At 72.2% G+C, this 20,508-nt stretch carries 18 protein-coding genes; 10 read left to right on the plus strand and 8 right to left on the minus strand.

Annotated elements, in window-relative coordinates:
• The first annotated feature begins 110 nt into the window (after positions 1–110).
• The 5 genes from ACIQMX_RS26705 to ACIQMX_RS26725 all read left to right on the plus strand — a co-directional run bounded on the left by ACIQMX_RS26705 (position 111) and on the right by ACIQMX_RS26725 (position 7,448).
• Entirely contained in the window at positions 111–1,262 is a 1,152-nt protein-coding gene (locus ACIQMX_RS26705) for an ATP-binding protein (RefSeq protein WP_402481750.1), read from the plus strand.
• Between the two features lie 193 nt (positions 1,263–1,455).
• Entirely contained in the window at positions 1,456–2,583 is a 1,128-nt protein-coding gene (gene pheS, locus ACIQMX_RS26710; RefSeq protein WP_145762505.1) for a phenylalanine--tRNA ligase subunit alpha, read from the plus strand.
• Complete coding sequence (gene pheT, locus ACIQMX_RS26715; RefSeq protein ID WP_402481753.1) at positions 2,583–5,093, plus strand: phenylalanine--tRNA ligase subunit beta; 2,511 nt, start codon at positions 2,583–2,585, stop codon at positions 5,091–5,093. Before pheS ends, pheT begins: the two co-directional genes overlap by 1 nt.
• 429 nt (positions 5,094–5,522) lie before the next feature.
• A complete protein-coding gene (locus ACIQMX_RS26720; protein ID WP_363077214.1) occupies positions 5,523–6,866 on the plus strand; it encodes a transcriptional regulator in 1,344 nt (447 codons plus the stop codon).
• Between the two features lie 51 nt (positions 6,867–6,917).
• Complete coding sequence (locus tag ACIQMX_RS26725) at positions 6,918–7,448, plus strand: NUDIX domain-containing protein (RefSeq protein WP_363077098.1); 531 nt, start codon at positions 6,918–6,920, stop codon at positions 7,446–7,448.
• Positions 7,449–7,505: 57 nt separating this feature from the next.
• On the opposite strand, the gene ACIQMX_RS26730 is transcribed toward ACIQMX_RS26725, so the two are convergent.
• On the minus strand, positions 7,506–8,366 hold the full coding sequence (locus ACIQMX_RS26730; RefSeq protein WP_402481757.1) for a 3-hydroxybutyryl-CoA dehydrogenase: 861 nt from the start codon (positions 8,364–8,366) through the stop codon (positions 7,506–7,508).
• 259 nt (positions 8,367–8,625) lie between these two features.
• Between ACIQMX_RS26730 and ACIQMX_RS26735 the strand changes: the two genes are divergently transcribed.
• Positions 8,626–9,876: a family 10 glycosylhydrolase gene (locus ACIQMX_RS26735; RefSeq protein WP_363072395.1), complete on the plus strand. Its 1,251-nt coding sequence runs from the start codon at positions 8,626–8,628 to the stop codon at positions 9,874–9,876.
• A gap of 11 nt (positions 9,877–9,887) precedes the next feature.
• On the opposite strand, the gene ACIQMX_RS26740 is transcribed toward ACIQMX_RS26735, so the two are convergent.
• Positions 9,888–10,094, minus strand: coding sequence for a DUF1918 domain-containing protein (locus tag ACIQMX_RS26740; RefSeq protein WP_219567691.1), 207 nt, complete (start codon positions 10,092–10,094; stop codon positions 9,888–9,890).
• Positions 10,095–10,136: 42 nt separating this feature from the next.
• Complete coding sequence (locus ACIQMX_RS26745) at positions 10,137–11,108, minus strand: DMT family transporter (RefSeq protein ID WP_363072179.1); 972 nt, start codon at positions 11,106–11,108, stop codon at positions 10,137–10,139.
• Here ACIQMX_RS26745 and ACIQMX_RS26750 point away from each other — a divergent pair.
• The 4 genes from ACIQMX_RS26750 (at position 11,107) to ACIQMX_RS26765 (ending at position 14,912) form a co-directional block, all read left to right on the plus strand.
• Positions 11,107–12,576: a PLP-dependent aminotransferase family protein gene (locus ACIQMX_RS26750; RefSeq protein WP_402481761.1), complete on the plus strand. Its 1,470-nt coding sequence runs from the start codon at positions 11,107–11,109 to the stop codon at positions 12,574–12,576. The two genes, ACIQMX_RS26745 and ACIQMX_RS26750, sit on opposite strands and share 2 nt — an antisense overlap.
• Complete coding sequence (locus ACIQMX_RS26755) at positions 12,573–13,004, plus strand: GNAT family N-acetyltransferase (RefSeq protein WP_363072183.1); 432 nt, start codon at positions 12,573–12,575, stop codon at positions 13,002–13,004. The genes ACIQMX_RS26750 and ACIQMX_RS26755 overlap by 4 nt, the downstream gene beginning before the upstream one ends.
• A gap of 61 nt (positions 13,005–13,065) precedes the next feature.
• Entirely contained in the window at positions 13,066–13,641 is a 576-nt protein-coding gene (locus ACIQMX_RS26760) for a histidine phosphatase family protein (RefSeq protein WP_402481764.1), read from the plus strand.
• A gap of 119 nt (positions 13,642–13,760) precedes the next feature.
• Positions 13,761–14,912, plus strand: coding sequence for a serine hydrolase domain-containing protein (locus ACIQMX_RS26765; protein ID WP_363072187.1), 1,152 nt, complete (start codon positions 13,761–13,763; stop codon positions 14,910–14,912).
• Positions 14,913–14,939: 27 nt separating this feature from the next.
• Here the strand turns inward: ACIQMX_RS26765 and ACIQMX_RS26770 are convergent, their stop codons facing one another.
• The 5 genes from ACIQMX_RS26770 to ACIQMX_RS26790 form a co-directional block, all read right to left on the minus strand.
• Positions 14,940–17,183 (minus strand): MMPL family transporter, encoded by a 2,244-nt coding sequence (locus tag ACIQMX_RS26770; RefSeq protein WP_363072189.1) that lies wholly within the window; start codon positions 17,181–17,183, stop codon positions 14,940–14,942.
• A 181-nt stretch (positions 17,184–17,364) separates the two neighbouring features.
• A complete protein-coding gene (locus ACIQMX_RS26775; protein ID WP_402481767.1) occupies positions 17,365–18,132 on the minus strand; it encodes a Clp protease N-terminal domain-containing protein in 768 nt (255 codons plus the stop codon).
• Between the two features lie 268 nt (positions 18,133–18,400).
• Positions 18,401–18,898 (minus strand): peptidylprolyl isomerase, encoded by a 498-nt coding sequence (locus ACIQMX_RS26780; RefSeq protein WP_363072193.1) that lies wholly within the window; start codon positions 18,896–18,898, stop codon positions 18,401–18,403.
• A gap of 129 nt (positions 18,899–19,027) precedes the next feature.
• On the minus strand, positions 19,028–19,540 hold the full coding sequence (locus ACIQMX_RS26785) for a DinB family protein (RefSeq protein ID WP_363072195.1): 513 nt from the start codon (positions 19,538–19,540) through the stop codon (positions 19,028–19,030).
• Positions 19,541–19,674: 134 nt separating this feature from the next.
• Entirely contained in the window at positions 19,675–20,472 is a 798-nt protein-coding gene (locus ACIQMX_RS26790; RefSeq protein WP_402481772.1) for a LysR family substrate-binding domain-containing protein, read from the minus strand.
• Between the last annotated feature and the right edge of the window lie 36 nt (positions 20,473–20,508).

The following is a 20,508-nucleotide window of genomic DNA, read 5'->3' on the forward strand; positions in this document are numbered from 1 at the left end:
CCCCCGCACCGCCCCACGAGCCCCCGCAGGGTGTCGCTCCGTCACCGGCGACTAGTAGGGTGACGAACTCGGGGGCCCACTGCACCGGTTCGAGAGGTGGGGTACGGGATATGGCTGTCGGCATGAGCGGCCCGCGGGCGCGCGCGGAGGCCGTCGTGCGCCCCGCCGAGGAGCCGGACGGGGACACCGTCGTGAGCATCGGATCAGTCGGCCAGGCGATGGACCCGGACGACCTGCCCGACGGGCTCGTCGTCGCGGACGAGACCGGCCGGGTCATCTGCTTCAACGCCGCCGCCGCGCGGATCACCGCCGTGCCCCGGGCCGCCGCACTCGGCCGCCCGCTGGCACACGCCCTGCCGCTGGAGGACCTCAAGGGCCGCCGCTGGTGGGAGCTGACCGATCCCTACGGCGGCCTCGCCACCCGCGTCGGCCAGCCCGAACGCCACCTCCTGCTGCCCGGCGGCCGTGAGGTCCTCGTCTCCGCCCGCTACGTGCGCGACAGCCCGACCGGCCCCGTACGGCGTCTGGTGGTCAGCCTGCGCGGCACCGAGGCCCGCCGCCGCAACGAACGCAGTCACGCCGAGCTCATCGCGACCGTCGCGCACGAGCTGCGCTCGCCGCTGACGTCCGTGAAGGGCTTCACCGCCACACTGCTGGCCAAGTGGGAGCGGTTCACCGACGACCAGAAGCGGCTGATGCTGGAGACCGTCGACGCCGACGCCAACCGGGTCACCCGCCTGATCACCGAGCTTCTGGACATCTCCCGGATCGACTCGGGGCGCCTGGAGCTGCGCCGCCAGCCCGTGGACCTGTCCGCCGCCGTCGAACGCCACGTCCAGGCGCTCACCGCCGCCGGCCAGGACCCCGGCCGGTTCCTCGTCCGCACCTGCCAGCCGCTGCCCGTGGTGTGGGCGGACCCGGACAAGGTCGACCAGGTGCTCGGCAACCTGCTGGAAAACGCGGTGCGCCACGGCGAGGGAACCGTCACCATCGAGGTGGCACCCGCACCGGCCAAGAGCGACGAGAAGGGAACGGCGGTCACCGTGAGCGACGAAGGCCCCGGCATCCCCGAGGAATCGATGGCCCGTGTCTTCACCCGTTTCTGGCGGGGGAGCAAGCGAGGCGGCACCGGCCTGGGCCTCTACATCGTCAAGGGCATCGTCGAGGCGCACGGCGGCACCATCACCGTCGGCCGCGGCCCCGGGGGCGGCGCCGAGTTCCGATTTATTCTGCCCGTGAGTACGCCGGCCTACATGAAGTAGGGGCGTCCGGGAACCAGGGGGCGGGTGACGGAGCCCGCCACGCAGTCCCCTGATTCCCGGACGCTCCAAGGCCTGGAGCGGACCGCGGGCGGCCCACACATCCTGTGGCCCTTAGACTCGACCTTTGGCACCTTTGCGTCCTCCAGTCGTCGAGCGGGGCCGCGCCACCAGCCAATCGGAAGTACGGGAAGAGATGTCGGCACCGAACAAGTCGTACGACCCAGTCGAGGTCGAGGCACTGAAACCGGAAGAGATCGAGCGCATCCGGGACGAGGCGTTCGCCGCCTTCGCCGCCGCGGGTGACCTCGACGCGCTCGCCCAGGCGAAGACCGCGCACACCGGTGGAACCTCGCCCCTGTCACTCGCCAACCGCGAGATCGGCGCGCTGCCGCCGCAGGCGAAGGCCGAGGCCGGCAAGCGCGTGGGCCAGGCCCGCGCCGCCGTGGGCAGGGCGCTCGCCGCCCGCCAGACGGAGCTGGAGGCCGAGCGGGACGCCCGGGTCCTGGTCGAGGAGGCGGTGGACGTCACGCTGCCGTACGACCGCACCCCGGCCGGCGCACGCCACCCGCTGACGACGATCATGGAGCGCGTCGCCGACGTCTTCGTGGCCATGGGCTACGAGGTCGCCGAGGGCCCCGAGGCCGAGGCCGAGTGGTTCAACTTCGACGCCCTGAACTTCGTGCCCGACCACCCGGCCCGGCAGATGCAGGACACCTTCTTCGTCGAGGGCGCCGACGGCGCGAAGAACGACGAGTCCGGTGTCGTCCTGCGCACGCACACCTCGCCGGTCCAGGCCCGCACCCTGCTCGACCGTGAGCCCCCGGTCTACGTCGTCTGCCCCGGCCGGGTCTACCGGACCGACGAGCTCGACGCCACGCACACCCCGGTCTTCCACCAGATCGAGCTGCTCGCCGTCGACGAGGGCCTCACCATGGCCGACCTGAAGGGCACCCTCGACCACATGGTCCAGGCGCTCTTCGGCCCGGACATGAAGACCCGGCTGCGGCCGAACTTCTTCCCGTTCACCGAGCCGTCCGCCGAGATGGACATGGTCTGCTACGTCTGCCGCGGCGAGTCCGTCGGCAACCCCGACCGCCCCTGCCGCACCTGCGGCAGCGAGGGCTGGATCGAGCTCGGCGGCTGCGGCATGGTCAACCCCAAGGTGCTCATCGCCTGCGGCGTCGACCCCCAGAAGTACAGCGGATTCGCCTTCGGGTTCGGCATCGAGCGGATGCTGATGTTCCGCCACAACGTAGAAGACATGCGAGACATGGTCGAAGGCGACGTCCGGTTCACCCGGCCCTTCGGGATGGAGATCTGATGCGCGTCCCGCTTTCCTGGCTGCGGGAGTACGTCGACCTGCCGCCCACCGAGACCGGCCGTGACGTACAGGCCAAGCTCGTCGCCGTCGGCCTGGAGGTCGAGACCGTCGAGCAGATCGGCGCCGGCCTCAAGGGCCCGCTGGTCGTCGGCAAGGTGCTGACCATCGAGGAGCTGGAGGGCTTCAAGAAGCCGATCCGCTTCTGCACGGTCGACGTCGGCTCCGCCAACGGCACCGGCGAGCCGCAGGAGATCGTCTGCGGAGCCCGTAACTTCGCCGTCGGCGACAAGGTCGTCGTGGTCCTCCCCGGCGCCGTGCTGCCCGGCGACTTCGCGATCGCCGCCCGCAAGACGTACGGCAAGACCTCGCACGGCATGATCTGCTCCACCAACGAGCTCGGCATGGGCGACGACGGCACGCACGGCATCATCGTGCTGCCGCCGGAGCACGAGGTCGGCACCGACGCGATCGAGCTGCTCGAGCTCGTCGACGAGGTCCTCGACATCGCCGTCACGCCCGACCGCGGCTACTGCCTGTCGATGCGCGGCGTCGCCCGCGAGACCGCCATCGCCTACGGCCTGCCGCTGCGCGACCCGGCGCTCCTGGACGTGCCCGCGCCCAACGCGTACGGCTACCCGGTCAAGGTCTCCGATCCGATCGGCTGCGACCGCTTCACCGCGCGCACCGTCGTCGGTCTGCAGCCCGAGGCCCGGTCCCCGATCTGGATGCAGCGCCGGCTCCAGAAGGCCGGGATGCGGCCGATCTCGCTCGCCGTCGACGTCACCAACTACGTGATGCTCGAACTGGGCCAGCCGCTGCACGCCTACGACCGGACCCGGATCGACGGTCCGATCGGGGTGCGCCGCGCCGAGCAGGGCGAGAAGCTCACCACGCTCGACGGCACGGTCCGCGTCCTGGACGCCGCCGATCTCGTCATCACCGACAACCGCGGCCCGATCGGCCTCGCGGGCGTCATGGGCGGTGCCAACACCGAGATCGCCGACGCCTCCGAGGACACGCACACCACCGAGGTCGTCATCGAGGCCGCGCACTTCGACGCGATCTCGATCGCCCGGACCGCGCGCCGCCACAAGCTGGCCTCCGAGGCGTCCAAGCGCTTCGAGCGCGGTGTCGACCCGCAGGCCGCGGCAGCGGCGGCGCAGCGCACCGTCGACCTGCTGGTGCTGCTCGCCGGCGGCACCGCCGAGGCGGGCGTCACCGAGGTGAGCGCCCCGTCCGGCCCCCGCACCATCACGATGGCCGCCGACCACCCGGACAGGGTGGCCGGCGTCGCCTACGGCCGCGAGACCGTCGTACGCCGCCTCCAGGAGGTCGGCTGCGACGTCTACGGGCAGGACGAGCTCCTCGTCACGGCCCCGTCCTGGCGGCCCGACCTGAACGAGCCGAACGACCTCGCCGAAGAGGTCATCCGGCTGGAGGGTTACGAGAACCTCCCGTCCACGCTCCCGACCCCGCCGTCGGGCCGCGGGCTCACCGACCGCCAGCGGCTGCACCGCCGCGTCGGCCGGGCCCTCGCGGGCGCGGGCTACGTCGAGGCGCTGAACTACCCGTTCATCGGCGAGGCGGTCCTGGACCAGCTGGGCCTGGAGGCGGACGACGCCCGCCGCCGCACGGTCAAGCTTGTCAACCCGCTCTCCGACGAGGAGCCGTCGCTGCGCACCACGCTGCTGCCGGGCCTCCTCGGCGCACTGCGGCGCAACGACGGCCGCGGCAGCCACGACCTCGCGCTCTTCGAGACCGGTCTGGTCTTCCGGCCGACCGGTCAGGAGACGAAGCCCGTCCGGCTGCCCGTCGACCGGCGCCCCTCCGACGAGGAGATCGCCACGCTCGACGCGGCACTGCCGCGTCAGCCGCGCCGCGCCGCCGTCGTCCTCGCGGGCGCCCGCGAGCAGGCCGGCTGGTGGGGCAAGGGCCGCCCGGCCGACTGGGCGGACTCCGTCGAGGCCGCCCGGACCATCGCCCGTGAGGCGGGTGTCGGCCTCACGGTCCGCGCCGCTCAGCACGCGCCCTGGCACCCGGGCCGCTGCGCCGCGCTGTATGCGACGGTCGACGGCCGGGAGACCCTCTTCGGGTACGCGGGCGAGCTGCACCCCCGCGTCATCAAGGAGCTCCACCTGCCCGAGCGGACCTGCGCCATGGAGGTCGAGCTCGACGTCCTGGAGCAGGCCGTCGACGGCGCGCTCCGGGCGCCGCGGATCTCCACCTTCCCGGTGGCGACCCAGGACGTCGCGCTCGTCGTCGACGGGGGCGTACCCGCCGCCGACGTGGAGCAGGCGCTGCGCGACGGCGCCGGTGAACTCCTCGAGTCGCTGCGCCTGTTCGACGTGTTCACCGGTGAGCAGATCGGCGGGGGCCGCAAGTCCCTGGCATACGCGCTGCGGTTCCGCGCCACGGACCGCACGCTGACCGTCGACGAGGCGAGTGCCGCCCGTGACGCGGCGGTGGCTCTGGCCGCCGAGCGTACGGGCGCGGTGCTGCGCGGCGCGTAACGCCGCATCCGCACGCTGAGGAGGGGCGCATCCGGCCACCGGATGCGCCCCTCCTGTGTGCTCGCCCAGGGGCGGTGGACCGCACGCGGGCCCCGGCCCGGCCCGGGGGAACCCGGTTCCCGGCCGGCCCCGTGACAACCCTCCGATCCGTGGGCAGTGGGTCGTGCGATCCTGCGCCGTCCGCCCTGCCACGGAGTGTCGGGCAGGTCGGCAGAGCGGACGGCGCGGGAGCGGGTCGTCGTGCTGTACGAGGGGGAGCAGACGACCCGGCCGCCTCTTGCGAGGCACTCATTCAAGCGATTCGCGGACCGGTCCGGCAGGGTGCGCAGCGGGACGGTTCGGGCATTCCGTTCACACCCCGTGTGAATCGTGCTCCACTGGGGCGACACGTCCTGGCGTGCCGAACCGTCGGAGGGGGCAATGGGGGCAATGGAGCCCAACACGATGCTGGAGGCTCTGATCGACGAGGCGGGGGTCTCCCGGGCCGGGCTCGCCGCACATGTGAACCGGGCCGGCCGTGCCCGAGGGCTGTGCCTGCGGTACGAACACACCGCCGTCGCCCGCTGGCTGAAGGGCCAGCGGCCTCGCGGCCAGGTGCCCGACCTGATCTGTGAGGTGCTGGGGGACCGGCTGCGCAGGGCGCTCTCGCTCGACGACATCGGCATGGCGGCCCTCGTCGGCGGCCACCCGCCCGCGCAGAACTCCTCGCTCACCGGATTCGTGGAGCGGGCGACCGCTCTGTGGCGCTCCGACGAACAGCAGCGCCCCCATCTCGTCGCCGCTCCGGCCGTGACGGGGACCACCGCGGTGATGCCCGTCTGGGAGTGGGAGAACCCGCCGGAGGACACGGACGTGTCCCGTACCGGCCCGCAGCGCGTCGGCCCGGCCGACATAGCAACCTTGCGTGCCGCCCGTGCCCACTACGAACTGATGTATCGCAGGGCGGGCGGAATCGCGACGCGTTCGCGCATCGTCGGCTTCCTCAACGCCGAGACGGCCCCGCTGCTGCGCGGCGGCTACAGCGACGCGATGGGGCGTCAACTGCACCGCGCCACCGGCGCTCTGGTCGCCGTGGCCGGCATCTGCGCGTACGACTCCGACGCGCACGGGCTCGCCCAGCGCTACTTCCACCAGGCGTTGCGGCTGGCCAAGGCGAGCGGGGACCGGGGGCTCGGCGGCTATGTGATCGCCCTGCTGGTGAACCAGTCGCTCTTCCTCGCCGACTTCCGGCAGGCCGTCGCCTTCGCGGAGGCGGCGCTGCGGGCCGCCGGCCGCGACATCACCCCCGCGCTCGCGGCCGACCTCCACGCGATGCAGGCCAAGGCGTACGCCCGTCTCGGCGACGGGCCGGGCGCCCTGCGGTGCATCCGGCGCGCCGAGTCCGAGGCGGAGAGGATCCGCCCCGGTCAGGAGCCGGACGAGACGGGGTACGTCCAGCCCGGTCTGATCAACGTCCAGGTGGCGGAGGCCCTGCTCCGTCTCGGGGATCTGCCGGGCGCCAGGGAGCACGCCGCGGCGGCGGTGCGGACCCCCGCGCACGACCGGGGCCGGGTCCACCGGCTGGCGATGCTGACCACGATCGAGCTGCGGCAGGGCGAGCCCGACCGGGCCGCGGTCACGGCGGCGGAGATGGCGGAGCGCGCCAGGGGCGTGGAGTCGCAGCGGCTGCGTGACCGGCTGCGCGCCGTGCGCGAACACCTGATCGCGAGCGGCAGCGCGGAGGCGGCCCGGGCCGCGGATCTCGTCGACGGGGCTCTGCGCGTACCGCTGTGAGCCTTGGTCTGCTGCGATATGGCCACCTACTAGTCAGAAGGTGGCAGAACTGTGCAGTGGACGAACCTGAACGAACAAAATGTGTATGAGAATCGCTGGTTCCGGGTCAATCTGGCGGATGTCGTGCTGCCGGACGGCCACCATCTCGACCACTTCGTGATCCGGCTCCGGGCCGTCGCGGCGGCCACCGTCGTCAACGGGGCGAACGAGGTCCTGCTGCTGTGGCGGCACCGGTTCATCACCGACAGCTGGGGCTGGGAGATCGCCGCGGGCGTGGTCGAGGACGGGGAACAGCCGGCGGCCGCGGCCGCCCGGGAGATGGAGGAGGAGACCGGCTGGCGTCCCGGCCCGCTGCGGCCGCTGCTGACGGTGGAGCCGTCGAACGGCCTCACCGACGCCCGGCACCACTTCTACTGGGGCGAGGAGGCCGACTGGACCGGTGACCCGGTCGACGGCTTCGAGTCCTCGCGCCGTGAGTGGATACCGCTGAAGCTGGTCCCCGACATGATCGCCCGCGGTGAGGTCCCGGCCGCCGGGATGGCCGCCGGGCTCATGATGCTGCACCACTTACGCCTGGGCTGACACCGTCCCGGCCGTGTGCGAGGGGCCGCGGGCCCCTCGCACACGCGGGTGGGCGGATCAGGCGTACGGGTAGAACCCCGACCCCGTCTTGCGGCCCAGCCGCCCCGCGTCGACCATGCGCTGGAGCAGCGGGGGAGCGGCGTACAGCGGCTCCTTGTACTCGGCGTACATCGAATCGGCGACCGAGGCCACCGTGTCGAGACCGATCAGGTCGGCGAGCTTGAGCGGGCCCATCGGGTGGGCGCAGCCCATCTCCATGCCGTTGTCGATGTCCTCGCGGCTGGCGATGCCCGACTCGAACATCCGGATCGCGGAGAGCAGGTACGGGATCAGCAGCGCGTTGACGACGAAGCCGGAACGGTCCTGGGCGCGGATCGGGTGCTTGCCCAGTATGTCCTGCACCATCGCCTCGGCGCGCTTGACCGTCTCGTCCGAGGTGGTCAGCGCGGGGATCAGCTCGACGAGCTTCTGCACCGGGGCCGGGTTGAAGAAGTGGATGCCGATGACCTGGTCCGGGCGGGAGGTGGCCACGGCCAGCTTCACCAGCGGGATCGACGAGGTGTTCGAGGCCAGGATCGCGTCCTGCCGGGTCACCACTTGGTCCAGCACCTGGAAAATCTCGGTCTTGACCTGCTCGTTCTCCACGACGGCCTCGATGACGAGATCGCGGTCGGCGAACTCTCCGAGGTCGGTGGTGAAGCTGAGGCGGCCGAGGGTCTCGTCGCGCTCCTTCGCGGTGATCTTGCCGCGTTCGGCGGCCTTGGAGAGGGAATTGTGGAGCCGGGTGCGGCCGATCTCCAGCGCCTCGCCGGTGGTCTCGGCCACCTTGACGTCGAGGCCGCTGCGCGCGCACACCTCCGCGATGCCTGCGCCCATCTGGCCACAGCCCACCACTCCGACGCGTGCAATGTCGGCCATAGAGTCCGTCACCTCGTGCCTTTCGCTGTTCTCCGATCGGCGGCTTCCGTCTGATTCCGGGCTCCACCACGACCCCACGACGTTACTCCGCGTCTCGGGGCGGGCGGCAAATGGGGGGCGCCGTCCACTCGCCGGTCGTCCTTCCCGGGGAACACGGGCCGGGACGGGCATGCTCGGGGCACACCCGGATTCCGGGACTGGGGACTCGTGAGGGAAGGGCAGGTACGCCGGCATGCGGCAGATGGACCGACGGAAGTTCGTGACGGGGGCGGCCGGAACGGTCGCGGGGGTGATGGGTGCGGTCGCGGTGACCGGCGACGCCGCCGCGGTCGCGCGGGGCGGCGGGCGTCCGGGCCGGCCCGGCGGGCCCCGCGACGTGCTGCGGCGCGAGCTGCGGGGTATGTGGGTGGCCACGGTCCAGAACGTCGACTGGCCGTCGGCGCCCGGCCTGTCGGCCGCGGCGCAGCGGGCCGGGCTGATCGCGTACCTCGACGAGGCCGTCGCCCGGCGGCTGAACGCGGTGATCCTCCAGGTCCGTCCCAGCGCCGACGCGCTGTGGCCGTCGCCCTACGAGCCGTGGTCCCAGTACCTCACCGGCGTCCAGGGCAAGGACCCCGGCTGGGACCCGCTGGGCACCGCCGTCCAGGAGGCCCACAGCCGCGGCCTGGAGCTGCACGCCTGGTTCAACCCGTACCGGGTCGCCCACCACACCGAGCTTTCCCGGCTCTCCGCCGGCCACCCGGCGCGGCTGAATCCCGACTGGGTCCTGCCGTACGGGGGGAGGCTCTACTACAACCCGGGACTGCCCGAGGTCCGCGCCTTCGTCCAGGACGCGATGCTCGACGCCGTCCGCCGCTACGACATCGACGCGGTCCACTGGGACGACTACTTCTATCCGTACCCGGTGGCGGGCCAGACCTTCGCCGACGGTGCCGCGTACGCCAAGTACGGGGCGGGCTTCCCCGACCGCGCCGCCTGGCGGCGCTCGAACACCGACAAGCTGGTGCGGGAGATGTCCGAGCGGATCAAGGCGCTCAAGCCGGGCGTCCGGTTCGGCATCAGCCCGTTCGGCGTGTGGCGCAACGCCTCCACCGACCCGCTCGGCTCACCGACCGACGCCGGTGTGCAGACGTACGACGACTTGTACGCCGACACCCGCGGCTGGATCAAGAAGGGCTGGATCGATCACGTCTGCCCGCAGCTCTACTGGCACATCGGCTTCGCGCCCGCCGACTACGCGGCGCTGGTTCCCTGGTGGAACGACGTGGTCCGGGGTACGGGCGTCGATCTCTTCATCGGTGAGGCGCTCTACAAATCCGGCGATCCCGCCCAGCCCGCCGCCTGGCAGGACCCTGCGGAGCTGTCCCGGCACGTCGACTTCGCCGCCGGATACGACCAGGTCCGCGGCCACGCCTACTTCTCGGGGAAGAGCGTGGTCACGGACCGGATCGGTGCGATGGACCGGGTCGTGGCCGACCACTATCGGTCACGGGCGCGTCCGCCCCGCTGACCGGCGGCCTGTCATCGGGTTCCCGGGTCCCGGCCGGTGGTGTGCTGGACGACGCTGTCGGGGCCGGGGGCGATCAGGTGTTCGTGTCCGTCCTCGAAGCGGACGCGGTACGGGGGAGTGCCCCCGTCCCCGAGCACTTCGACGATCTCTGCGACCCGGTCGTGCTGTCCCACGGTCCTGCCGTGCGTCAGCAGCCGGTCGCCCGTGTGTGCCTCCATCGGGAGTGACCTCCTCACGGGTGGCGTTCCATGCCGACAAGTCTATGACCGGCCGGCTCCGGCGCGCTGGGTGGCGGCGATGCAGACGAGTACGGCGACCGCCGCCGCCGGGGCCGCGGGAGCGACCTCCTCGCCGAGCAGCAGGAACGACCAGATGAGCGTCAGCAGCGGCTGGGCGAGCTGAAGCTGGCTGGCCCGGGCGACACCGATCTCGGCCATGCCGCGGTACCAGACGTACAGGCCGAAGAAGGTCGATGCCACGGCCACCCAGACCAGGCCGATCACCCCGTGCGCGGTCCACCGCACCGGTTCGGACGGCAGCGCGAGGGCCGCGCCCGCCACCGCGAGCGGCACGGTGAGGAGCAGTGCCCAGCCGGTCACCTGCCAGCCCGGCATCACCCTCGCCAGCCTGCCGCCCTCGGTGTACCCCGCGGCGCAGACCAGCAGCGCGCAGAACAGGTAGGCATCCCCGGCCGACACGCCTCCGCCGCTCTGCGTCACGGTGAAGGCGATCACCACCGCCGCCCCGGCGAGGGCCGCGGCCCAGAAGGCGCGGGGAGGCCGCGATCCGGTGCGGAGCGAGGAGAACACGGCGGTGGTCAGCGGCAGGAGGCCGACCACCACCGCCGCGTGCGACGTCGTCGAGGTCCGCAGGGCCAGCGTGGTCAGCAGCGGGAACCCCACCACCACTCCGCCCGCCACCACCGCGAGCCCGGCCCAGTGCTTCCGCTCGGGCACCCGTACCCGGGCCGCGAGCAGCACGGCACCCGCGATCGCGGCGGCCAGCAGGGTGCGCAGGGCCACCAGCGACCAGGGGCCGAAGCTCTCCAGGCCCCAGACGGTGGAGGGGAAGGTCAGCGAGAAGGAAACGACGCCGAGCAGGGCGAGCAGCGTGCCGTTCCGGCCTGCCGGGACGGGGCCGGGGGAGCCGGTGGGCGTGAGGGGCGCAGGCCTGTTCGCCGGCGGGCCGACCGCTATCGCGGGACCGGTGGTAGCGCTATCCTGTGCTGTCATGCACGAGCGTAGCAGTGTCGCAGAGCTGTCCGCAGTACTGCGGAGTGAGCTCAACCGCTACTCACCAGGTGAGAAGCTGCCGTCCAGTCGTGCTCTCGTCGAACGATTCAGAGCCAGCCCCGTCACCGTCTCGCGGGCCGTCGCGCAGCTTGCCGCGGAGGGCCTCGTCGTGACGCGCCCCGGAGCCGGCGCGTTCCGGGCGCAGCCCCGTACCGGGCCACGGCCGCCCGCCGACACCTCCTGGCAGGAGGTCTCGCTCAACGGCGACGGCGGCCCCGAAGTGGTACCCCGTACCGTCGACGCGTCCGGGCTGCTGGTCACCCTGACACCCCCGCCCACGGGCGTCGTCGAGTTCAACGGCGGCTATCTGCACAGCTCGCTCCAGCCGGAGCGGGCCATGGCGGCAGCCCTGGCCCGGGCGGGCCGCCGCCCCGGAGCGTGGAGCCGCCCGCCCACCGACGGGCTCACCGAACTGCGGGCCTGGTTCGCCCGGGAGATCGGGCCCACGTTCACCGCGGCCGATGTGCTGATCACCGCGGGCGGCCAGAGCGCCCTGGCCACCGCGCTGCGGGCGCTCGCCCAGCCCGGCGCGCCCGTGCTTGTCGAGTCGCCCACCTACCCCGGCATGCTGGCGGCCGCACGGGCCGCCGGCCTGCGGCCCGTACCCGTGCCCATGGACGCCGACGGGGTGCGGCCCGAACTGCTGGCCGCGGCCTTCGCGGCCACCGGCGCCCGGGTGCTGGTGTGCCAGCCCCTCTTCCACAATCCGACGGGCACGGTCCTCGCCGAGGCTCGGCGCGGCGAGGTCGTCCGCATCGCCCGGGAGGCGGGGGCGTTCGTCGTCGAGGACGACTTCGCCCGCCATCTCGTCCACGACGACGCGGGACCGCTCCCCGCGACACTGGCGGCCGACGACCCCGATGGAGCCGTCGTCCACGTCTGCTCCCTGACCAAGGCCACCTCGCCCAGCTTCCGGGTGGGCGCCCTCGCCGCCAGGGGACCGGTCCTGGAAAGGCTGCGGGCCATCCAGGTCGTCGACAGCCTCTTCGTGCCCCGGCCGCTCCAGGAGGCCGCGCTGGAGCTCGTCGGCTCGCCCGCCTGGGGCCGCCATCTGCGTTCCGTATCGGCGGAGTTGCGTATCCGCCGCACCGCCATGGTCACGGAGCTGCGCCGCGAGCTGCCCGGTCTCCTGCTGCCCCACCTTCCCACCGGCGGCGGCAACCTCTGGCTGCGGCTGCCCGGTGCGGGCGCCGGAGCGGACGAGTCCGCGATGGTCGCGGCGGCTCTGCGCGCCGGCGTCGCCATCGCGCCGGGCCGGCCCTACTTCTGCGCGGAACCCCCCACGCCCCAGGTCCGGTTGAGCTTCGTCGCGGTCGCGGGCCTCGCCGAGATCAGCGAAGGCGTGCGGCGCCTGCGCACGGCCTGGGAAGGCGTGCTCGACGCCTCACCGGTTAGTCTCCGGCCATGACCGAAACGCCTCAGGAACGTTACGAGATCTCGTCCGACCCCGCCCGCCTGGACGCCGCCCGGATCCACAACTGGCTCTCCAGCGGCTCCTATTGGGCCAAGGGCCGCACCAGGGAGCACCAGGACCGGGCCATAGCCGGGTCGCTCAACTTCGGCGCCTACGACCTCGTCTCCGGCGAACAGGCCGGATACGCCCGCGTGGTGACCGATCTGGCCACCTTCGCCTGGCTCTGCGACGTGTACGTCGACCCCGCGGTCCGCGGCCACGGCCTGGGCGGACGACTGGTAGCGGCGGCGCGCGACCACCTCGCCCCGACCGGTGTGTACAGGATGATGCTCGCCACGGCCGATGCGCACGGCGTGTACGAGAAGGCCGGTTTCCAGTCACTCGACAACCCGGACCGATGGATGGCCCTGCGGCTCGGCTGAACCGGAATCGCCTGGGGCGGCGCTCTTGACCTGCGAGGCGATCGGCTCCACGATCGCGCCCATGAGTGTTCGAGTCTCGCTCGTCGCCGCGGCCCGCAGTTCCTCCCTGCTCGGTGAGCGCTTCGACGACGACCGGCCGCTCGACCGGGCCGGCTGGCACGAGGTGCAGTGCGCCGCCCCCGTCCTGGTGCCTCTGGGCGCAGCCGAACTCCGCTACTGCTCGCCGACCCCCCGCAGCCGCGCCACCGGCGAGGCCCTCGGTTTCGCGCCGCTGGTCCAGCCGGCGCTCCGCGACTGCGACATGGGGCGCTGGCGGGGCTGCACCCTCTCCGACGTCACCGCGCGTGAACCGGCCGCCGTGGACGCCTGGCTCGCGGACCCGCGCTCGGCGCCTCACGGCGGCGAGCCCCTGCTCGCGTTCATCTCCCGGATCGGCAACTGGCTGGACACCCGGCCCGCCTGCGACGGCTCGATCGTCGCCGTCGCCGAACCCGCCGTCGTCCGGGCCGCCCTCGTCTACGCGCTGAAGGCCCCGCCGTCGACGTACTGGAACGTCGACGTCCGCCCGCTCTCCACCGTCACGCTGACGGGTCTGCCGCACCGCTGGAGTCTGCGCCTGGAGACCGGGGCCCGCTGACCGGCTGCCCCGCCGGCCCCAGGTTCGGTGGCTGCCACGCCTTCCCACCGGTCCGACCAGTCGGTATGTTGACGGGGATCCGACTCCGACCGGGCACGTCCCAGGCGAGGGAGGCCACTGTGCCGCAGATCCACGGCCACTGCGACGAACGGTTCGCCGCGGTGCGCCGCGCGTTCGAGGCGAATTTCCGCGAGCGTGACGAACTCGGCGCGGCGGTCACCGTCCTGGTCGACGGGCAGCCCGTCGCCGACCTCTGGGGCGGGTGGGCGGACGGCGCCCGCACCCGCCCCTGGGAACAGGACACGCTGGTCAACGTCTGGTCCACCACCAAGGGGCCGGTCGCACTCTGCGCGCACATCCTCGTCGACCGCGGCCTGCTCGACCTCGACGCCCCGGTCGCCGCGTACTGGCCGGAATTCGCCGCAGCGGGCAAGGAGGCCGTCCTCGTACGGCATCTGCTCTCCCACCGGGCCGGCCTCGCGGGCCTGCGCGAGCCCCACACCCTGGCGGAGCTCTACGACTGGGAGCTGACGACCGCACGGCTGGCGGCGACCGAGCCGTGGTGGGAGCCCGGCAGCCGGTCCGGCTACCACGCGCTGACGTACGGCTTCCTGGTCGGCGAGGTGATCCGCCGGGTCAGCGGACTGCTGCCGGGTCAGTTCCTGCGGCAGGAGGTGACCGGACCGCTGGGCATCGACTTCACCGTCGGCCTCCCGGAGAAGGAGGCGGCGCGCGTCGCCGAACTCGTCGTCCCCAAGGCGGACCGGGCCCGGCAGGCAGCGCTCTTCGCACGGATGGAACCGGTCGCCGTCGCCTCGCTCCTCAATCCGCCCACGGGGGCGGCCGCCGCCAACACCCCCGCGTGGCGGGAGGCGGAGATACCCGCCGCCAACGGCCACGGCACGGCCCGCGCGGTGGCCGCGCTGTACGGCATCCTGGCCGGGCGCGGCAGCTCCGGCGGACTGCGGATCCTGTCCGAGAAGGCAGCCGAACGGGTCCGCGAGGGCCAGGGCAGCTGCCGCGACCTGGTGCTGGGCGCCGGGTTCGTCCACGAGACGGAGATCGCGCTCGGTCTGTGGCTCAGCGGACCCGACGCCAGCTACGGACCCAACCCCCGGGCCTTCGGCCACGACGGCGCGGGCGGCTCCTGCGGCCTCGCCGACCCCGAGAACGCGATCGCACTCGGCTACGTCATGAACCGGATGGGCCCGCACATCGCGAACGACCCGCGCAAGACGGCACTGGTCGAGGCGGTGTACGCCTCGCTGTGACCGGACCCGCTCCCTGCACGGGGCGGATCACGGGGCCGGCAGCGGCGGGACCGAGTCGCCCTCGGTGTCGATGCGGGGGAGCACCCGGTCCAGCCACCGGGGCATCCACCACGCGCTGCGGCCCAGCAGCGTCATCACGGCGGGGACCAGCAGCAGCCGCACGATCGTGGCGTCGATGAGCACGCTGACGGCCAGCCCGAGCCCGAGCATCTTGACGACGATGTTGTCACTGATGACGAAGGCGGCGAAGACACTGACCATGATGAGCGCCGCGCAGGTGATCACCCGCGCGGTGATCTCCAGCCCGTGCGCCACCGCGCCCCTGCTGTCCCGGGTCCGCAGCCAGGCCTCGTGCACCCGGGAGATCAGGAAGACCTCGTAGTCCATGCTCAGGCCGAAGACGATGGCGAACATCATCATCGGAACGTAGCTCTCGATGGGCACGGTTCCGGAGACCCCGAGGGACGGCCCTCCCCAGCCCCACTGGAAGACCGCCACCACCACTCCGTACGAGGCGGCGATCGAGAGCAGGTTGAGAACGGCGGCCTTGACGGCGATCAGGACGCCCCGGAACACGATCAGGATGATGACGAAGGCGAGCCCGACCACCACGGCGATGATCAGCGGGAGTCTGCGGGAGATGATGTCCAGGAAGTCCTCCTGGGCGGCGGTCGTCCCGGTCACATAGGCGGAGGCGTCGGTGCCCGCGATGCCCTGCGGCAGGACGTCGTCCTTGAGGTGGTTGAACAGGGTGGTCGTGCCCGCGTCCTGCGGGGCCTCCTTGGACAGGGCGGTGCCGATGAGCAGCGCCCCGTCGTCCGTCGGCTGCAACGGACTGACGCTGGCCGCGCCGGGTACGCCGGTGAGCGCCTTCTGGAGACTGCTCGCCAGCGCCGAGCGGTCCGAGCTCGGCACCGACTGCTGATCGACGACCAGCGTGAACGGGCCGTTCGCACCCGGCCCGAAACCTGTGGAGATCAGGTCGAACGCGCGCCGGTCGGTGAAGCTCGTCGGGTCGGCCCCGTCGTCGATGTGGCCGAGCCGGATGGAGAACAGGGGGATCGCGAGGACCCCCACCACGACCAGCCCGGTGAGCAGGAACCACCAGGGCCGCCGCTCCACCCGCTGGGCGTAGCGGTGCCAGCCGCCCTGTGCCTCGGTGCCGGGCTCCGCACCGCCCTCGGCGACCGGCGGACGCACCCGGTAGCGGTCGATGCGCCGGCCGATGAGACCGAGCAGGGCCGGGACCAGGGTGATCGCGCCGATGACGGCGGTGATCACGGTGACGGCGGCCGCGGCGCCCAGCTTTCCGATGAAGGTCACCCGGGAGACGTACAGGCCGGCCAGCGCGACGATGACCGTGCAGCCGGAGACCAGGACGGCGCGTCCGCTGGTGGCGACCGCCCGGCCCGCGGCCCGGACCGGATCGGCACCGTCCATCACGAGCTGACGGTGACGGGTGATCAGGAAGAGGGCGTAGTCGATGCCCACGCCCAGCCCGATCATGGTGGCGAGCGTCGGCGAGACGCTGGCGAACGTCGTGGCGGCCGCCACCAGTGACAGGACGCTCAGCCCGACGATCACGCTGATCAGCGCGGTGATCAGGGGAACACCGGCGGCGATGACGCTGCCGAACCCGATGAGAAGGACGACCACCGCGACGGCGAAGCCGACGGCCTCACTGGTCAGGTCCGAGGTCTCGGGCCTGGCGAGCTCTCCCAGCGGCCCGCCGTACTCGACCTCCACGCCGGCGGAGCGCAGCGGCTTGACCGCCGTGTCGACCTGGTCGAGATAGGAGTCGTCCAGCGAGGTCGGGTTCACGTCGAACCGCACCGTGATGTATCCGGTCTTGCCGTCCTTGGACAGCGAGGTGGACGGCGACGAGGAGGACGAGGGCAGCGGGTTCTGGGCGGACAGGACGTGCGGCAGCTTCTGGAGGTTGCCCACCACCTGGTCGACCTGGCTCTGCACGTCGGTCAGCGGCTTCTGCGCGTCGTGGAGGACCACCTGCGCCCCGGTGCCACCCGCTGCCGGATCGTGGGTCTGCAGGAGTTCGGCGCCGGTGTTGGACTGGGTGCCGGGCAGGTTGAAGTCGTCGGAGTACGTCCCTCCGAACGCGCTCTGCAGGACGTGCAGTCCGCCGAGGGCGACCACCCACAGCACGATCACGACGACGAAGTGGCGTGCGCACCATTCGCCCAGCCGCAGCAGCCACCCCCCGCCGGGACGGGCCGGAGGCGCGTACGTGCTGCTGCCGCTGGGCGGGACCATGTGCTCTCCCGGAGAAGGGGACCTGCCGTTCAGCCGGGCGTCTCGCGCCCGTGGGTCCACTTCGAGAAGGTAGAGGCGGGTGCCGGGCCCGTGGGCGGCGACACGTGCGGCGCCCCGCCGGTTCCGCCGCACGGCGGGTAGCCGCCGCCGTTTCGCGGGCCCGGAACGGCGGCGGCCGGAGTCAGTCCTTCTGCTGCACTTTCTGCTGCACTTTCTGCTGCGCGTCGACGACGAGCGTGAGCGCCTCGGTGATGGCCGCCTCCGCGGTCGCCTTGTCGAGCCCGAGGCCGGTCAGCAGCCCGGCACCGTCCTCGTGCTCCAGCAGGGCCAGCAGGATGTGCTCCGTACCGACGTAGTTGTGTCCCATCCGCAGGGCCTCCCGGAACGTGAGCTCCAGGACCTTGCGTGCGTCGGCGTTGTACGGGACGAGCTCGGGCACCTCGCCCTCCGCGGCTGCCGGGCGGGCCTGCTCGGCGGCCTGGCGGACGGTGTCCAGGGCGATGCCCTGCGCCTTGATGAACGCCCCCGCCAGCGCCGTGGGCTCGCTGAGCAGTCCGAGCACGATGTGCTCGGTGCCGATCTCGGCGTTGCCCGCGGCACGCGCCTCGTTCTGCGCGGCCATCACCACGTTCTTGGCCCGCGTCGTGAAGCGGCTGAAGCCCTGGCTGGGGTCGAGCTCGGAGAGCTCCCCGGGGTCCTTCGCCACGAACCGCTTCTGGGCGGCCTGCCGGGTCACGCCCATGCTCTTGCCGATGTCCGACCAGGAGGCGCCGGAACGCCGGGCCTGGTCCACGAAGTGGCCGATCAGGTGGTCGGCCACGTCACCGAGGTGGTCCGCCGCGATGACGGCGTCCTGAAGCTGGTCGAGGGCGTCGGGGTGGACCTTCTTGATGGCTGCGATGAGGTCGTCGAGTCGGACGGGCTGCGTCATGCCTACGGGCTGCGTCATGTGTCAACGGTAGGTTGACAGTCGGGGCCTGTCAACCTCTGGTTGACACGGGTGCGCGGTGTGCGATCAGAGGTGCGACGACGCGCCGCCGGGACGCCCCCGGAACGGCGCCCCGGAACGACGTCGCGAAGCGCGGTCACGGAACGGCGCCCCGGAACGACGTCGCGAAGCGCGGTCACGGAACGGCGTCCCGGAACGACGGAACGCGCCGGCCGACGGTGTTCGTCGGACGGCGCGTTCCGGTGGGTGTTCCGCGAGCGGACCGGGGTCAGAGCGTCCCGGAGTCGGCGATGGTGACCTTCGCCTTGGTGCGGCCGCTCTGCGAGCCGAGACCCTCGATCTTCGTGACCAGGTCCATGCTCTGCTGGTCGGCGACCTCGCCGAAGACCACGTGCTTGCCGTCCAGCCAGGAGGTCACGATGGTCGTGATGAAGAACTGCGAGCCGTTGGAGTTCGGGCCGCTGTTCGCCATGGAGAGGAGGCCGGGCTTGGTGTGCGCCAGCTTGAAGTTCTCGTCGTCGAACTTCGCGCCGTAGATGCTCTTGCCGCCGGTGCCGTCACCGCGGGTGAAGTCGCCGCCCTGCAGCATGAACGCGGGGATGACGCGGTGGAAGGAGGAACCCTTGTAGCCGAAGCCCTCCTCGCCGGTGGCCAGCTTGCGGAAGTTCTCCGCGGTCTTGGGGACCACGTCGTCGAACAGATTGAAGACGATCCGCCCGGCGGGCTCGTCGTTGATGGTGATGTCGAAGTAAACCTTGCTCGTCATGGAACCATCCTGACATCCGACCGCCCGGCCCCGACGGGCGGGCGCGTCCAAACACCGCTCATGGGTGACCGGCCGGGGCATGTGGTCGACATCGGGCCCGGTGTCACCGGCCCTGTCGCGTTCGCACGGTCACACCCCCGTGATGCCGTCGATCCGTTCCCGCAGCAGGTCGGCGTGGCCGCTGTGGCGGGCGTACTCACCGATCATGTGTGTGTAGATCCACCGCAGACTCACCTCGCCGCCCATGAACGGGGCCGTGTCCTCCAGTGACCGCGTGGCGCAGTTGGCCCGGGAGACGGCGATCTCCTCCTGCCAGCGCGCGCGGGCCCCCGCGAAGGTCCGGCCCCCGGAGAGCTCGAACCCTCCGTCGTGGCCGCCGGGTCCGGCAGGCGCCCCGTGCACGGGCGGGACGTCCTCGCCGGTCAGCACCCGGCGGAACCAGTTCCGCTCGACCTCCGTGAGGTGCTGGACGAGCCCCATCAAGGTCAGCGCCGACGGTGCCGCGGAGGTCTCACGCACCTGCTCGTCGGTGAGACCTTCGCATTTCACCGCCACGGTGGCCCGGTAGAAATCGAGCCAGGAGGCCAGATTGGTGCGTTCGTCGGCGTTCAGGGGCGGCATCGGGCGTTCGGGGTTCGTCATGATCACCGATGCTGCCAGGAAGGTCTGACATTGATGGTGATCCTGAGGTTCCGGTGGCCGTGGCTCAGGGGCCGACCGGCGCCCTGCCGGGCAACGGGCCGCCACGCCCTCGTGACGTGCCGCCGCGGCTACGCCTACGGCCGTCGTCGGGGCTTGCCGCGATTCGCTCCGGCGGCCCCCTTGGCTCCGCGGGCGCCCTTGGCTCCGCCCGAACCGCCACGCGGGTTCTTCCCCGTCGACGAACCCGCCGCGGGCTTGCGCCCGGCGCCGCGTCCGTCGGTGCGCTTCGCCTTGGCCTTCGGCTTTTCCGCGGGCGCCGTGCTGCGGCCCCGGGAGCTGTTCACGGTCCGGCCGCGGACGATCCCGATGAAGTCCTCCACCAGATCGGTGGTCCGGTCCTCGGGCCAGGACAGGGCGATCCGCGATTCCGGGGCGTCCGACAGCGGACGGTAGGTGAGGTCCTTGCGGTGGTGCAGGCGGGCGAGCGACTGCGGAACGGCGAGGACACCGATTCCGGCGGCCACCAGCTCGATGGCATCGGCCGTCGTGGCCGGCCGCTCGACAGCGGGCTTGCCGGGCAGTGCCTCCCAGCCCAGGGTGTCGTCGAGCGGATGCAGCACGACGTCGTCGGCCAGCTCCGCGAGCGAGACCTCCTCGACCGCTGCCGCCACGTGGTCCTTGGGGATCACGACGACGGTCTGCTCGGTGTAGAGCGGGATCGCGCTGAGGTCCGTCCCGTCGACCGGCAGCCGTACGAAGCCCGCGTCGGCCCCGCCGGCGCGCAGCAGGGCCGGCGCGTCGGCGGCGGGCACCGCGACGAGCGTCAGGGGGATGTCCGGCAGGCGCTCGTTCCAGATCCGCACCCACTTGGTGGGTGTCACCCCGGGGACGTACGCGAGCCGGAATGAAGGGGATGCTTCCGAGCCTGTCACTCCGCCAGGTTACCGGTCGTGGTCGGAGGTGGCGCA

The organism is Streptomyces sp. NPDC091416, assembly GCF_044756845.1.
GTDB lineage: Bacteria > Actinomycetota > Actinomycetes > Streptomycetales > Streptomycetaceae > Streptomyces.